At 69.7% G+C, this 14,792-nt stretch carries 10 protein-coding genes; 3 read left to right on the top strand and 7 right to left on the bottom strand.

What is annotated here, in order from left to right; all coding sequences use genetic code 11:
• Positions 1-76: 76 nt before the first annotated feature.
• The 3 genes from OG522_RS31370 to OG522_RS31360 form a co-directional block, all read right to left on the bottom strand.
• Complete coding sequence (locus OG522_RS31370) at positions 77-847, bottom strand: alpha/beta fold hydrolase (protein WP_329466404.1); 771 nt, start codon at positions 845-847, stop codon at positions 77-79.
• Positions 848-930: 83 nt separating this feature from the next.
• Positions 931-3,678 (bottom strand): ATP-binding protein, encoded by a 2,748-nt coding sequence (locus OG522_RS31365; protein ID WP_329466403.1) that lies wholly within the window; start codon positions 3,676-3,678, stop codon positions 931-933.
• A gap of 226 nt (positions 3,679-3,904) precedes the next feature.
• Positions 3,905-4,885 carry a helix-turn-helix domain-containing protein gene (locus OG522_RS31360; RefSeq protein ID WP_329466402.1) on the bottom strand — a complete coding sequence of 327 codons (981 nt, stop codon included), beginning with the start codon at positions 4,883-4,885 and terminating at the stop codon, positions 3,905-3,907.
• Between the two features lie 322 nt (positions 4,886-5,207).
• On the opposite strand from OG522_RS31360, the gene OG522_RS31355 reads away from it, so the two are divergent.
• Both OG522_RS31355 and OG522_RS31350 read left to right on the top strand, forming a co-directional pair.
• Positions 5,208-6,362, top strand: a complete 1,155-nt coding sequence (locus tag OG522_RS31355; RefSeq protein ID WP_329466401.1) for an AAA family ATPase — start codon at positions 5,208-5,210, stop codon at positions 6,360-6,362.
• Between the two features lie 115 nt (positions 6,363-6,477).
• Positions 6,478-7,392 (top strand): AraC family transcriptional regulator, encoded by a 915-nt coding sequence (locus OG522_RS31350; RefSeq protein ID WP_329466400.1) that lies wholly within the window; start codon positions 6,478-6,480, stop codon positions 7,390-7,392.
• Here the strand turns inward: OG522_RS31350 and OG522_RS31345 are convergent, their stop codons facing one another.
• Entirely contained in the window at positions 7,393-8,403 is a 1,011-nt protein-coding gene (locus tag OG522_RS31345) for a helix-turn-helix domain-containing protein (protein WP_329466399.1), read from the bottom strand.
• 204 nt (positions 8,404-8,607) lie between these two features.
• Between OG522_RS31345 and OG522_RS31340 the strand changes: the two genes are divergently transcribed.
• Complete coding sequence (locus OG522_RS31340; protein ID WP_329466398.1) at positions 8,608-11,361, top strand: helix-turn-helix transcriptional regulator; 2,754 nt, start codon at positions 8,608-8,610, stop codon at positions 11,359-11,361.
• Between the two features lie 131 nt (positions 11,362-11,492).
• Here the strand turns inward: OG522_RS31340 and OG522_RS31335 are convergent, their stop codons facing one another.
• The 3 genes from OG522_RS31335 to OG522_RS31325 all read right to left on the bottom strand — a co-directional run bounded on the left by OG522_RS31335 (position 11,493) and on the right by OG522_RS31325 (position 14,570).
• Positions 11,493-12,722: an MFS transporter gene (locus OG522_RS31335; RefSeq protein ID WP_329466397.1), complete on the bottom strand. Its 1,230-nt coding sequence runs from the start codon at positions 12,720-12,722 to the stop codon at positions 11,493-11,495.
• A 151-nt stretch (positions 12,723-12,873) separates the two neighbouring features.
• Positions 12,874-13,488, bottom strand: coding sequence for an FMN reductase (locus OG522_RS31330; protein WP_329466396.1), 615 nt, complete (start codon positions 13,486-13,488; stop codon positions 12,874-12,876).
• Positions 13,485-14,570 (bottom strand): LLM class flavin-dependent oxidoreductase, encoded by a 1,086-nt coding sequence (locus OG522_RS31325; protein WP_329466395.1) that lies wholly within the window; start codon positions 14,568-14,570, stop codon positions 13,485-13,487. The genes OG522_RS31330 and OG522_RS31325 overlap by 4 nt, the downstream gene beginning before the upstream one ends.
• Positions 14,571-14,792: the final 222 nt, after the last annotated feature.

The raw sequence follows: 14,792 nt of genomic DNA, 5'->3' as shown, positions 1-14,792 counted from the left end.
AAGCGTGCACGTCGCCGAGGAGGCGGTTCATGCCAGCGTCTTCCCAGTCGAGCGGGGATGTTACCTCATCAACTACTTAGTAGTTATGCCGGACTCCGCCGCCGTCGCCGCGGCCAGAGCGGCTCTGACCGGCGGCTTCCCGGATCATCGCCGCCACGGCGCCGGGCTGGGAGAGAAGCACGGCGTGCGAACCGTGCAGCACGTACTCGGTCGCCGCCATGCGCTGAGCCATGAAGCGCTGAGCGGTGGGGTTGAGCATCCGGTCGGCGGTCGCGATGGCGTACCAGGACGGCTTCGAGGCCCATGCCGGCGGGCCCGATCCATCCGTCAGCGCGTTCTGGGCGATCGGGCGTTGCGTCACGGACAGCACCTGGTTGACGTGGGGCGGCAGGTCGGTGGCGTACACCTGCGAGAACCGTTCGTCGCGGATGTACAGCTCGCGGTCCTGATCGGCGGAGCACCGAGTGGGGAGAGCCACGGTGATGGTCGCGTCGGACACCGGCATCGGGGCAAATCGGCTCGTGACGTCCAGGACGCACTCCCCGAGGTCGAGGCCGAGCCCCGCGACGTAGCACACCGCCACCACGTTGTCGGCGTCGGAAGTGGCATTGGTGATGACCGCGCCACCGTAGCCGTGGCCGACCAGCACGACCGGGACGCCGATGTGCCGCACCACGCTCCTGATGTGGGCGGCGTCCTGCGCCAGCCCGCGTAATGGGTTCGCCGGGGCGCGCACTGTCAGTCCCGCCGTATGAAGGAGGCCGATGACCCTCGCCCAGGACGACGCGTCGGTGAACGCTCCGTGGACGAGCACGATCACCGGTGGCACGAGGGTGTATCGGTGCATGTGGGTGGCCTCCGAACGAGCTGGGTAGACCAGCCAAGCTCACTCGGGGACGACCGGCATCGCGCGAACGTACCAACGCGTGCTCAGGCGTCGCCCAGGGCCGTCACGATGTTGGCAAGCTGAACCCGGGAGTTGACCGCCAGCTTCCGGAAGACGGACGTCAGGTGAGTGTTGACCGTGTGCGGGGAGACGACGAGCGCGTCGGCGGCGGACCGGTTGGTGTGGCCCTCGGCGATGAGGCGCGCGACCTTCTTCTCCGAGTTCGTCAGCGCCTCCCATCCCTGGACCGGGCGCCGCGTGCTCGCTGTTCTGCGGCTGCCGGCCCCCGCACCGTTCAGCTCGTGCTGTACGCGTGCCACCGCGGCGTGTGCGCCTGACGCGGCGAACGTGGCCTGGGCGTGGGTCAGGGCGACCACCCCCTCAGGTTTGCGGCCTGCTGCCACGAGTGCCTGTCCGAGGTCGGCGCAGGCGGCGGCCCGGACCAGCGGACGAGGGCTCGCCTTGAGCAAGTCGACGGAACGCTCCAGCAGGGCGAGATCGTTGTGCACGAGCCCGAGCGCCTGCGCCGCGACACCCGCGGCGGTGGGTACGGCCGGGTTGCGTGCGGCGTGGGCTTCGGCCTGTCCGGCCAGGTCCTCGGCGAGCCCGCGGTCCGCACCTCTCAGGGCGATGCGTATCGCGGTGTCGACCCAGGTGCGCAGCAACCGCCAGCGCATGAAGGGGCCTTCCTGCTGCACCTGCCGAATCTTGTCGATGGCGAGCCCGATGTCCCCGTGGTCCTCGGCGACGACCGCTTCCAGGAAGCGGACGGCGGCCGTGTTGCCCGGGTTCGGTTTGACCGCCAGTCCTTCGCGCGCTGCGTCCAGGTGCTGCCGCGCCGCTGCCCGGTCGCCGCGCCAGAGGGCGACCCGTGAGCGAATCACGCGGGCGTTCACCTGCTGGACGGGTACCTGTACGTCGTCTTCCAGGCGCTCCATGGTCACGAAGTCGGTTTCGGCGTCGTCGAGCCTGCCAAGACCCAGATTCTGCTGACCGTGCGCCCAGAGCAGCATCGCCTGACGGGGTGCCCCGGCATAGTCCGCTGCCCGCAGGAGCAGCCGTTCGCCGGCCTGGAAGTCGTCCAAGTGCTGGTACGCGACGATCTCTTCGGGAAGGAAGGCGGAGTCGACGGCGCTGAGCGCGGTGAACCGCTCCAGTGCGGTGGCGTTCTCCCCCGCGTTGAGCGCGATCTCACCGAGCCCGAACAGCGAAAGGACGTGCGCCTCCCGTTCACCGATCGCGATGGCGGCACGCAGCGCCTTCTCGCCCGCCTCACGCGCCGCGACGAGATCGCGGCTCCGGGACAGGGCCAGAGCGCGCAGGGCGGTCAGCCGCGCCTCGACCTCCGGGGCGACTCCCCCGAGCGCGAGGGCCGTCTCGGCCCGGCGGCGCAACTCGTCGGCGAGATCCAGGTTCCACAGCGTCCCGCCGAGGGCGGCCTGTAGCCGGCCCAACGCCTCCAGGGGCGGGCGGCCGGCCAGCAGTCGGTCGCCGGTCGACAGTGCTTCCCGGTTCCTGCCTGCCCGGGTCAAGCAGACGATCGCCTCCTCGCCCACGACGAACCTCAACGGCCGGGCGGCCGGCACCAACTCCAGGGCGCGGGTCATGAGGTCGGCCGCGAGCCCCGGCGTGACCGGCAGCACGTCGTCAGCGGCCCGCCGCAACAGCGCCACCGCTTCCTCGTCTCCGGGCACAGCCCCCCTGAGGATGTGCGACACCGCGTCGATCGGCTGGTGGCCCGCGGAGACAAGGTGGTTGGCGGCTTCTCGGTGCAGAGCCTTCCGGGCCGACGGCGGGATGTCGACGTAGACCGCCTGGCGCAGCAGATCATGGCGGAAGACCAGATGGTCGCCGTCGTCCTCCAGAAGTCCGGCGCGCACCACCTCATCGAGCGCCCCGATCAACGTGGCCGGGGGTTGGCCGCAGAGCGCGGCGACGTCGTGGAAGGCGAACCTGCGTCCCAGTACCGATCCCATCTGAAGGAAACGCAGTGTGCCGGGCCGAAGCGACCCGAGCCTGGCCCGCGCACCGACCACGAGCCCTGGAGGCACGCACTCACCCGAGGCGTCGGCGGTCCGCAGTCCGGTGAGCATCTCGACCGCCAGAAACGGGTTCCCGCCGGCTCCGTCGAGCAGATCCCGCAGGCGCGCGTCGACGGCTGTCCCCAGTGTGTCGCCGGCCAGTTGACCGATGGCCGCCCCGGACAGTGGGCCCAAGGGCACGGTGACCGTGGTGAGTTCGTCCCGCGCAGCCGCGACGATCTCCTCCGCAGGCCCGGGGTGGCCCTGTCGGCCGGTCAGCATCCACAGCACCGGCGAGGTCCGCAGGCGGGTCGGAAGCTGCTTCAGGGCGAACTGGCTCAGCGGGTCAGCCCATTGCACGTCGTCCAGGGCGATCAGCACCGGCACGTCGCCGGCTCTGGCTTCGATCGCCTCCGCGAGGCGCTCCACCAGCCAGATCCGCTGATCGTGACTGCGCGCGAGATCGGCGAGGGTCCCACTGGACAGCAGCGGTTCATCGCCTTGCAGGACGCAGGTCGCCAACGACGACAGCGGCACGATGTGATGCAGCTCATCGGCCTTGCCGAGACCGACGGAGAATCCCGCTGCCCTGGCCCTGGCGACGGCCTCGGCCAGGAGCGTGCTCTTGCCGATGCCCGGTTCGCCCCGGACCAGAACCAGCGCGCTGCTTCCGGTGCGGTCCACCGAGGCGATCAGCGTGCCCAGCTCTTCGAGCTCGGCCTCTCGGCCGCGCAGACCGCTTCTGGACAGCGATCCGCCTGACCTCGCCACTCGCGCCCCTCCCAGTCCGCGCTCGCCGACCGGAGCGGCGCTCATCCTATGCCGACTGGTACCTGCGCCCCTTCGGTGCCGGCTGCCGGGTGCCGGAAGGCGGCAACGGCGGTTGCTGACGACGAGGGGGGCCGCTGTGGCAGGAGCGGCAGGAGGGGCAGGAGGGGCAGGAGGGGCAGGAGGGGCAGGAGGGGCAGCTCAGGATCTGGGCCGGTTGGTTCCCACCTCAGGCCGTTGCGGCCGCCGGCACGCTTGACGCGCCACTCGGCACCGGAGGTACGTGCGGCGCTCGCGCCGCGGAGTCCCGCCACTCGGCGGGGGACAATCCGTAAGCCTCCCGGAACACCCGGCTGAAGTGGGCGGCGCTTGTGAAACCCCACTGACAGGCCACTGCGGCGATGGTCCGGCCCGCCGCCTCCCGACGGGCGAGCTCACGTCGGCACTCCTGTAGCCGGCGGCGCTGGATCCACCGGCTGACGGTGACGTCCGCGGTCTGAAAAACCTTGTGCAGGTAGCGCACGGAGATCTGGTGGGCGCGCGCTATGGCGTCCGGCGTCAGGTCCGGATCGGCGAGGCGCCCGTCGATGAATGCCTGAATTCGCGTCAACAGCACCTGAGTTGTGCTCGGGGTGTCACCCACCTCCTGGTGGAGTCGCTCTCCGACCAGGACGGTGAGGAGGTCGACGACGTGGCGGGCCAGTACCTCACCGGTGGTCGACGGGTACGTTGCCGCCGTGTCCACGAGCTGGGTCACAAGGGGTGACAGGAGCGAGCCCATCGTCGTGTCGGGGCGGATGGCTGTCGCGGTGAGCCGGTGCAGGTCGGACTCTCCAAGGCCCATCAGCCGCCGAGGCAGGATCAGGGATTTCGTCTGGAAGGGGTGGGGGAACGTCATGCGCAGCGGGCGTGCCATGTCGCAGAAGACGATCTCCCCGGCCTTGAGGTGGACCTCGCGGCCGTCCTGCTCGACTCGGGCGGCGCCGGTGACCAAGAGCTTGACGATCAGGTCCTGGTCTTTGTCCGGCGCGATCAGCCGCGGAGTCCGCCGCACCCACAAGGGGTCGCCATCCACCGTGGCGACTCGCAGATGGCCCAGCCGGGACGTTCGGACGGATCCCGAGCAGACCTCTGGGACGGCGATGTCGACCGCGGCGAACGTTTGGGACAGGGCGGCCCGCCAGTACTCCTCCCGTTGCTGGGTGGGCACCGAATCCGTGGTGCGGTGGGTGTCCGGGAACTGCCTCCCGGGTCTCGGTATCGATGAATCCGGCGACATGAACTCCGCCCTTCAGCCAGGTGCTTTTCGGACACCGTGCCAACGGGCGGGTGCCGGCACATCGCGTGAATCCGCTAGATCGGGGGTGCTCTTGAGTGCGCGGGCGGAGCGAGTTCGGTCCCGTACAGTTCACGAGTGTTTGCCCCGAAGACTGCTTCCGGAGATCGCTTTGCCGACGTTCCACCAAGACCCGTCGCGACCGAAGCTCGCCGATGGGACTGGGCGCGGCACGTCGAACCGCTCCCTTCCCGTCATGGAGTTGGTGGGCCGGCAGGCCGAGATCGCTGAACTCCTGGACATCGTCGAGGGGGGACGCGGCGAACCGCGGATGCTGCTCCTGCTCGGCGAGGCCGGCACGGGCAAGTCGAGACTGATGGCGGTCGCCGTCGGCCGCGCGCGGGACAACGGAACGCTGGTGCTGGCGTCCCAGGGCAGCGAGGCGGAGTCACGGCAGTCCTTCGCGTCCCTGCACCAGTTGCTGCTGCCCCTCCTGCCCGACCTTGGCACGTTGCCCGAGCATCTGCGGGGGGCACTTGAGTCCGCGTTCGGCATCGCTCCCGCCGATGGGCCGCCCGACCCGATGCTGCTGCGTGTGGCGGTGCTGACCCTCCTGACGGAGGTCTCTCGCCGACAGGGCATCCTGCTGGCCGCCGACGACATCCAGCACTTCGATCGAGACTCTCTCGACGTTCTGGGCTTCGTGATGCGCCGTATCACGGCGGACGCCGTGCCGGTGCTGCTGGCGGCCCGTGGACAGACGCCCCCGGACGGTGTCGCGGACCTGCGCACTCTGCTCTTGAGGCCGCTGAGCGAACGGGCGGCGGCCGAAATCCTGGACGCCCAGCCGCACGCGCCCGCCGGCCGGACCCGGATCGATCTGCTGCGCCAGGCCGGCGGAAATCCGCCGGCCATCATCGACCTGTGCCGCGCGGCCACAACGGGCGGCGCGGGCCCGCTGCCCGGCGGCGGGCTGCCGCAGACGGAGCGTATCCAGGAGCTGTACGCCGCCCGCCTGCGCGGCCTTCCCGTGACGACGCAGCGGCTGATCCTGTACGCCACCGCGTCGGAGTACGAAGACCTTGCCACCATCATGGCCGCCGCCGACGTGGGGACGGCGCTCAGGGCATGGGGCCCCGCCGAGGAGGCCGGTCTGGTGACCGTCGCGGACGGACGCGTGGTCTTCCGGCATCCGCTGGCACGCGCGGGCTCCTACCACGGAGCCAACGCCCACCTCCGTCAGCAAGCGCACCGGGACCTGGCGCCCTCACATGAAGTGGTTCTGCGACCAGTACACAACCGATCCGGCCGAGCGGGCGCAGATCACCGCCTCGCAGCTGAGGGCGAGTCCGGCAGAACCGCGGCGATGCAGCAGAGCGGCGAATTCCTCCACGAAGCGCTGCGCGCCTGAACCTTCGCTGACCGACGCCGTCCGTGGCCATCTGCCCGCGACCAGAGCGCGACGGTCACGCACGGTTGGAGCTCTCATGCCCGAATCGGCGACGTCCCACATTTCAAGGACCACCGTGGAACACATACTGTCCTTCGCTCCACTCCGCGATTCCGAACAGATCCATTCTCTCTGCCAGTTGCCAGGAGAGGACAATTCCGAATTCCTTCATCTGGGATTGCAGGTACGCGGATCCACCGCTGTCTCCCAGCACGGAACGGAGGTTCTCCTTGAGCCGGGCGACCTGGTCTTCTGCGACCCGGCTCGGATTCCTTTCCGCCACCTCGGCGAAGATTGCCAAATGGTCGCCTTCCGCATGTCGCGGCGCCACCTGGGAGTGTCCGAGTCAGACCTGCACCGTCTCGCCGGTGTGCCCATCCCGGGTGGCGCAGGCGTGGGCGCGATCGTGTCGATCTTCCTGTCCGCACTCGCCGCCGAGGCGGAGCACAGGTCGAGGATCGGCGACCGGCTCGCCCGCAGCGCCCTGGACCTCGTCACCGTACTCGTCATGGAACTCCTGGCAGAGGAGAGGGGGCCAGAGGCGTCCGACGTCTCGAACGTCGGCAACGAGACGCTGACTCGGGTCAAGGAATTCATCGAAGCGAATCTGATGGATCCCGACCTGTCACCCGCATCGATCGCGCTCGCGCACCATGTTTCGGTTCGTTATCTGCACAAGCTGTTCCAGAACGACGGCACGACGGTGGGCCGGTGGCTGCGGCAGCGAAGGCTCGACGTCAGTCGGCAGGAGCTGGGTCGGACGTCGAGCCAAATGATGACCGTGGCGGCTGTGGCCCGCCGGTCGGGTTTCACCAGCGCTTCGCATTTCAGCCGGGTATTCCGCGACGCCTACGGCATGCCTCCCAGTGAGTGGCAGGCATCCACGTGGTCGGTCCTGGAATCGCCGCTCGCCGAAGCCGAGGTTCCCTTCCACCGGGAGAGCGTTGTGATCAGCGATGCCGCTTGCCCGCGGGCGGTAGCCGCCCATTGATCAACACCCGGCGACTCCCTGTCGTCCGTGGCTGTCGCGCCACTCGCTGGGGGACATCCCATAGGCGGCCCTGAACACTCGGCTGAAGTGTGCGGCACTGGTGAAACCCCACCGGTGTGCCACCGCGATGATGGTGCGGTTCGCGGCCTCCCGGTGCAGCAGATCCCGACGGCACGCTTCCAGGCGGCGGCTCTGGATCCAGCGGCTGACCGTGGTGTCCTGGCCCTCGAAGATCTTGTGCAGATACCGCACGGAGATGTGGTGGGCCCGAGCGATGACCTCCGGGGTCAGGTCGGGATCGGCCAGGTGTCGGCCGATGAACGACCGGATCCGCAGCAGCATCGCCGCATCACCGCTCGGTGTCCCCTCGGTGGTCCTGCCGAGCTGTTCATCGGCCAGCGCCGTCAGCAGATCCACGACATTGCGGGCGAGCAGCTCACCCGTGTGCGGTCGATACGACCCCGCGGTGTCCGCGAGCCGGGACACGAGGATGGACAGCAGTCCGCCGAGTGCCGTGTCGAAGCGTATGGGAGACGCCGTGATCTGCCGCAGGTCCGATTCGCTCAGCCCCAGAACCTGCCGAGGCAGAACAAGGGCTTTCGTCTGGAAGCACTCGGGCAGGAGCAGCCGAACCGGCCGCGCCATGTCGTAGATGAAGACTTCCCCGGGCCGTACGCCCACGTCGCGGGCATCCTGCTCAAGTCTGGCAACGCCTTTGCTCAGAAGCTTCACGACCACGTACTCGTCCTCGTCGCCCTGTGCGATGAGCCGCCGCGTGCGCCTGGCGTCGAGGGGATCGCCGTCCACCGTGGTGACCTGGAGCCTGCCCAGCGGTGCCGTGCGGATCGTTCCGGAGTTCACCTCGTCGGGGACGGACATGTCCACCGCGCCGAACGTCATGGACAGGGCGTCGCGCCAGTAGGCCCGTCGTTGGTGGGCGGGCACCGTAGCCGTGGTGAACAGGTTGCCGGCGAAGCCGTGGTCATCGGGTGGCGGTGCGCCTGTCGTCATGGTTTGCGGCCTTTCGAACTTTTCATCGTTGCAGCAGCAAGCCTCGGCCCGGCCCGCGCCCGGCGCATCGGCACGTTGACTGCGAAGTGACTGTCGTCGTGGGGCGTGAGGGGCGTACGCCGCGCTCTGCCCGCACCACCGCGCTCCGTGGACCCACCTAGAATGTTTCTGCTTCTCATACGCACTGGGCCTGGGGGTCATCGGGTGTCGGACCAGGAACTGTTCGGACGGGGCGAGGAGCTCACAGCTCTCGATGCGCTCGTCGACGGGTTGCCCAAGAGCGGCGGGGCGCTGATGGTCCGCGGTGCTCCTGGCATCGGAAAGTCGGCGCTCCTCTCGCGGGCCGAGCGCCGGGCGAAGCGCTCGGGTCTCACCGTGCTCACCGCGTCCGGGGTGGAGGCCGAGACCCATCTGCCCTTCGCCGGGCTGTACCAGCTGACGCGGACGATGCTGGACCGCGTCGCAGGTCTGCCGCCGGTTCAGGCACAAGCGCTGCTGGGGGCCTTCGGAATGGCCGAGCCCTCCCCCACGGAGCGTGCTCCGCAACTTTTCATGATCGCTCTGGCGACGCTCGACCTGCTCGGCGAAGCCGCCGGCCAGGCGCCCGTGCTGCTGGTCGTGGACGACGCGCAGTGGCTCGACTCGCCGACCCTGGACGTTCTCGCGTTCATCGCCCGGCGGCTCGGGGCCGAGCCCTTGGGGATGGTGTTCGGCATCCGCGACGGGCATCCGACGCCCCTGGACGCCCTCACGCTGCGCGAGCTCCGGCTCCGCCCCCTCACGACGACCGATGCCGTGGCGCTCCTGGAAGCCGCGGAGCCACAGCTGGAACCGCCGCTCCGGTACCGGGTGCTCGATGCGGCCGAGGGCAATCCGTTGGCCCTCATCGAACTTCCTGTAGCGCTGCGCGAGCAGCCCGCTCCGTCTGCGGCCCTGACCTCCTCAGCCATTCCGCTCACCTCAAGACTCGAACAAGCATTCTCATTCCGGCTGGTCGACCTCCCGCCCGACACGTGGAGCGTGCTGCTCATCGCGGCCTCCGACGACGAAGGGGCGCTGGGCGAGGTCCTCGCGGCCGCTTCGGTGCTGGCGGGCACCGACGTCTCGGCGGACTCCCTGTCTCCCGCGCTGGCGATCGGCCTGGTCACCGCGGACGAACACCGGATCCGGTTCTGCCACCCTCTGGTGCGGTCGGCGATCCTGCACACCGCTTCGCTCATCGAGCGCCTCGCCGCACATGGCGCACTGGCCGCCGTGCTGGACGGTCAGTCCGACCGCCGGACCTGGCACAGGGCCGCGGCCAGTGGCCGGCGCGACGAATCCGTCGCCGCGGAACTTGACCGGACCGCCGCCAGAGCCGAGGCGCAAGGCGCGCCGGCCGTGGCCCTGGCGGCCCTTGAGCGTTCCATCGCACTCAGCGAAATCCCCTCGAACAAGGGAAGGCGCCTGCTCAAAGCAGCGGAACTGGCCCTCGAACTCGGCAGGACGGATCAGACAGCGGCCCTGCTCCATCTGGCGGCACCGCTTGAGCTCGACGTGCTGGAGCGGGCGCGGACGGTGCTGCTGGGCGAGGGACTCGAAATCGACGTGTCGAGAAGCATCCCTCGGCTGCACCTCCTGATCACCACGGCGCAGGAAGCGGCGGCCGCCGGTGATCCCGAACTCGCGCTGCGGCTTCTCCGGGCGGCGGCAACACGGTGTTGGTGGGACAACCCGGGGCGCGTTCTGCGCGAGCGTGTGGTGGCCGTGGCCGAGCGGCTGCCCGTGCCGGAGCTGCACCCGGACCTGGTGTTCGTCCTGGCCGGCGCGACTCCGCTGGAGCGCGGCGCGACGGTGATCGAGCGGCTGGAGCGCCTGGAGAGGGAGGGCGGCTACGACGCCTCCGCCGCCACCACGCTCGGTACGGCGGCCACGATGGTCGGTGGATACGACCAGGCCGCGGGCTTCCTCCGGCAGGGGGCGGCCGGTCTGCGGGCCCAGGGACGGCTGGGACTTCTGGCCCAGACCTTGGTGTCCTTGTCGTACACCTCGGCGCACATCGTGGACTGGGAATCGGGCCTGCCGAGCCTGGCCGAGGCGATCCGGCTCGCGGAGGAGAACGCCCGGCCTCGCTGGCTCACCGGTGCGCTCATCGCGAAGGCCCAGTTCTTGGCGGTACTCGGGGATCTGGAAACGGCGCGGACCACCAACGGACAGGCTGAACGCCACGGACTCGCCACGGCGAACGCCGGCCACCTGGCCTTCATCCAGATCACGCGAGGCATGATCGGACTCGCGGCCGGCCGTCACGCCGAAGCGTTCGCCTGTGTGTGGCGGGTCTTCGACCCCGCGGACCCCGCACACCATCCCTATCTCCAGACCATCGCGATCCCGACGCTCGCCGAGGCCGCAGTGAGCGACCAGGAACGGGCCGTGGCGCGCGACGCCCTCAGCCGACTCGACGAATCGGCCGCGCCCACAACGGCCCGGCTGATCAGGGCGAACCTGAGGTTCGCGCGCGCCCTCCTGGCAGACGACAAGGACGCCGAGGCACCGTTTCGCTCGGCGCTCGATCTGGACCTGTCCCGGGATCCCTTCACGCGGGCGCGCCTGCTGCTCGCCTACGGCGCATGGCTGCGGCGTAGACGCCGGGTGATGGAGTCCCGGGCGCCCCTGCGCATCGCCAGGGAGTCCTTCGCCTCGCTGGGGGCTCAGCCCTGGCACGAGCGGGCGTGCCAGGAACTCCGCTCCGCGGGCGAGGGGGGCAAGCAGAGCATGCCCGCGGACTGGGATCTGCTCACGCCGCAGGAACTGCAGATCGCGCAGCTGGCCGCGACGGGGCTCTCCAACCGGGAGATAGGCCAGCAGCTCTACCTCTCCCACCGCACCATCGGAGCCCACCTGTACCGCATCTATCCGAAGCTGCGGATCACCTCCCGTGGCCAGTTGCGGGAGAAGCTCCAGCTGGGCGGAGGGTAACCGCGTTCTGACGGCCGCCTGCCGCGCCCCTGCTTTCGCCCTCTTACGCCTTCGACTTCCTACAGTTCCTACAGCCCGAGCGCGGCAGGCCGCGGCTCGGTCGCCGGATCCGCGTGCCGGTGCTCGTTCCGTCACTGTGCGGTGGGGGTGCCCACCCGGCGTTCCGAGAGCCAGTACAGGAGTGCCAGGAGCGGCAGAGCGCCGCCGAGAATCGTCACCGCCGTCCAGCCGCCGCGGAAGTAGGTGAGCGAGCCGAGTTGGGAGCCGAGGGCGCCGCCAAGGAAGAAGGTGGCGATGAAGGCGCTGTTGAGACGGGCACGCGCATCGGGGTCGAGCTGGTAGATGGTGTGCTGGCCGAGAATGAGGGTCGTCTGCACGGCCATGTCGATCAGGATCGCGGCCAGACCGATCAGGACGATGCTGTGCGGGCCGAAGCCCGCGAGTGCGAACGCCACAGCCGCGACGGCGAGCGCGGCACCGGTCATGGGCCGTGCCAACTTGCGGTCGGCCCAGTGCCCCGCGAGCGGCGCCACGGCCGCACCGGCCGCTCCGACGAGGGCGAAGACACCGACCCCGACCGCGGAGTAGTGGAACCGGGGCCCGGTGAGGACGTACGAGATGGTCGTCCAGAAAGCGCTGAACGAACCGAACATCGCCGCCTGGTACAGCCCGCGGCGCAGCAGCTCCGGGTGGGTGCGCACCAGTTGGACGGTGGAGCGCAGCACGTGTGCATAGGGAATGCTCGTGGTGGGCGCGTGCTGCGGCAGGGCCGCGTGCAGGGCCACGGCCAGGACGACCATGAGGGCGGCGGAGCCGAGGTAGACGACGCGCCAGCCCGCGAGGTCGGAGACCAGGCTGCTGAGCGTCCGGGAGAGCAGGATGCCGGTGAGCAGTCCACTCATCACCCGGCCGACGATGCGGCCGCGGGCGTGGTCCGGGGCAAGGCTCGCGGCGAAAGGAACCAGGATCTGGGCGACGACCGACGTCGCACCGCTGATCAAGGACGCGGTCAGCAGCAGGGGGAAGTTCGTGGCGAGCCCGGCCGTGACGAGGGCCAGCGTGGTGACCGCAAGGAGCACGGTGATCAGGCGGCGCTTCTCCAGCCGGTCGCCGAGCGGGACCAGGAAGATCATGCCGACCACGTAGCCGACCTGGGTGAGGGTGATCAGCCAACCCGCCCCGGTCGTGCTGACGTGGAAGGCGTCACGCAGTGAGGAGAGCAGCGGCTGGGCGTAGTACAGGTTGGCGACGGTCATGCCGGAGGCGACGGCCAGCAGCGCCACCAACCAGCCCGGCACGCCGTGCGAGGTCCTCCCCGGGGCGGTCGGGCGTGGGGTCTGGAGGTCGGGTGGCTCGGACATGGGCACCTTCTTGGAGAGGAACCCGGGCAGCCCGGCCCGAGAACCCGGCGGGGCAGAACCTGCCTCGGCGAGCCCGGACCGGTGCGCGACCGGATCGCTGGACGGACACTGCGTGACGACGCGCTCGCTTCGGGGCCCGCCGCGGGTCGCCTCAGTCGAAGCGCAGATCAGAGAGCTGTCGTTCGAGCGCGGTGATGTCGTCCTCGGCCCCGGCCTTCACCGGGCGGGCGGCCATGAGGGCGGCGAGTTCGTCGCCGGCCCGCCGGATGCGCGCGGGCAGGCCCTCGCTGTACTGATCGCCGCCGGATCCCCAGTCCTCGGAGGCGGCGTACACGGCGGTGGGGACGGTGGTGGCGCGCAGGTAGGCGAAGAGGGGACGCAGGGCGTGTTCGAGGACCAGGGAGTGCCGGGCTGTGCCCCCCGTGGCCGCGACGAGCACCGGCTTCCCGGTGAGGGCGTCCGGGTCGATCAGGTCGAAGAAGGACTTGAACAGCCCGCTGTAGGAAGCGGTGAAAACGGGGGTAACGGCGATCAGGCCGTGGGCGCCCGTCACCGCGTCGATCGCGGCGGCCAGTTGCGGCGCCGGGAAGCCGGTCACGAGGTTGTTGGCGATGGCGACGGCCAGTTCCCGCAGCTCGATGACGTCTGTCTCCACGTCATGGCCCTGGGAGGCGAGTTCACCGCGGGCCGACTCGGCGAGGCGGTCGGCGAGCAGGCGCGTGGAGGACGGGGTGCTCAGCCCCGCGGACACGGCGAGGAGTTTCATGCGGCGGGCACCTGCTGAACGGTCCGCAGGGACTCGTGAGTTGGAGCGTCCGGCACGTCGGCCGAGCGGCCGATCGCGAACTCCTTGCGCAGCACGGGCACCACCTCTTCGCCGAGGATGTCGAGCTGCTCCAGGACGGTCTTCAGGGGCAGACCCGCGTGGTCCATGAGGAACAGCTGCCGCTGGTAGTCACCGACAATCTGACGGAAGGACAGCGTCCGCTCGATGACCTGCTGGGGAGAGCCCACCGTCAGCGGAGTCTGCTCGGTGAACTCCTCCAGCGAAGGCCCGTGCCCGTAGACCGGCGCGTTGTCGAAGTAGGGGCGGAACTCCCGTACGGCGTCCTGGGAGTTCTTCCGCATGAACGCCTGCCCGCCCAGCCCGACGATCGCCTGCTTGGGCGTGCCGTGCCCGTAGTGCGCGTATCGCCGCCGGTACAGCTGGACCATCCGCCTGGTGTGGTCGGCCGGCCAGAAGATGTTGTTGTGGAAGAAGCCATCGCCGTGGAAGGCCGCCAGGTCGGCGATCTCCGGGGAACGGATCGATCCGTGCCACACGAACGGCGGGACGCCGTCCAGCGGGCGGGGCGTGGATGTGAACCCCTGTAGTGGCGTACGGAACGTGCCCTCCCAGTCCACGACGTCCTCGCGCCACAGCCGGCGCAGCAGCGCGTAGTTCTCCTTGGCGAGGTTGACGCCCTGCCGGATGTCCTGGCCGAACCACGGATACACCGGGCCGGTGTTGCCGCGCCCCATCATCAAGTCGACCCGGCCGTCGGCCAGGTGCTGGAGCATCGCGTAGTCCTCGGCGATCTTCACCGGGTCGTTCGTGGTGATCAGCGTCGTGGCGGTGGAAAGGATCAACTTCTCGGTACGGGCGGCGATGTAGCCGAGCATCGTGGTCGGGGACGACGGCACGAACGGCGGGTTGTGGTGCTCACCGGTCGCGAAGACGTCCAGGCCGACCTCCTCCGCCTTCAGCGCGATGGCGACCATCGCCTTGATGCGCTCACGCTCCGAGGGGGTACGACCGTTGGTCGGGTCGGGGGTCACGTCCCCGACCGAGAAAATTCCGAACTGCATGGGGCCTCTTCGTTCCGGCAACTGTGTGGCTGCCGGAAACGTAGGCATCGATCGGACGGCCGTCATGCCTGTGCGTGCAGCGGAGCTTGCCCGTCAGCGCCCTGTCTCGGTCCGTGGGGTGGGCCGCTGCCCCGCCGACCGGAAGTGTGCAGTGTCGGGCAAGTGCACTGCGCTCGCAGGCAATCGTCGTAGCCGGTCAGCCGTCTAGCGTGGGCAGTGCCA

Origin of the sequence: Streptomyces sp. NBC_01431, assembly GCF_036231355.1 — a bacterium.
In the GTDB taxonomy this organism is placed as follows: Bacteria; Actinomycetota; Actinomycetes; order Streptomycetales; family Streptomycetaceae; genus Streptomyces.
Note: the sequence above shows the minus strand (reverse complement) of the source record. Positions and strands in the feature narration are given on the sequence as shown.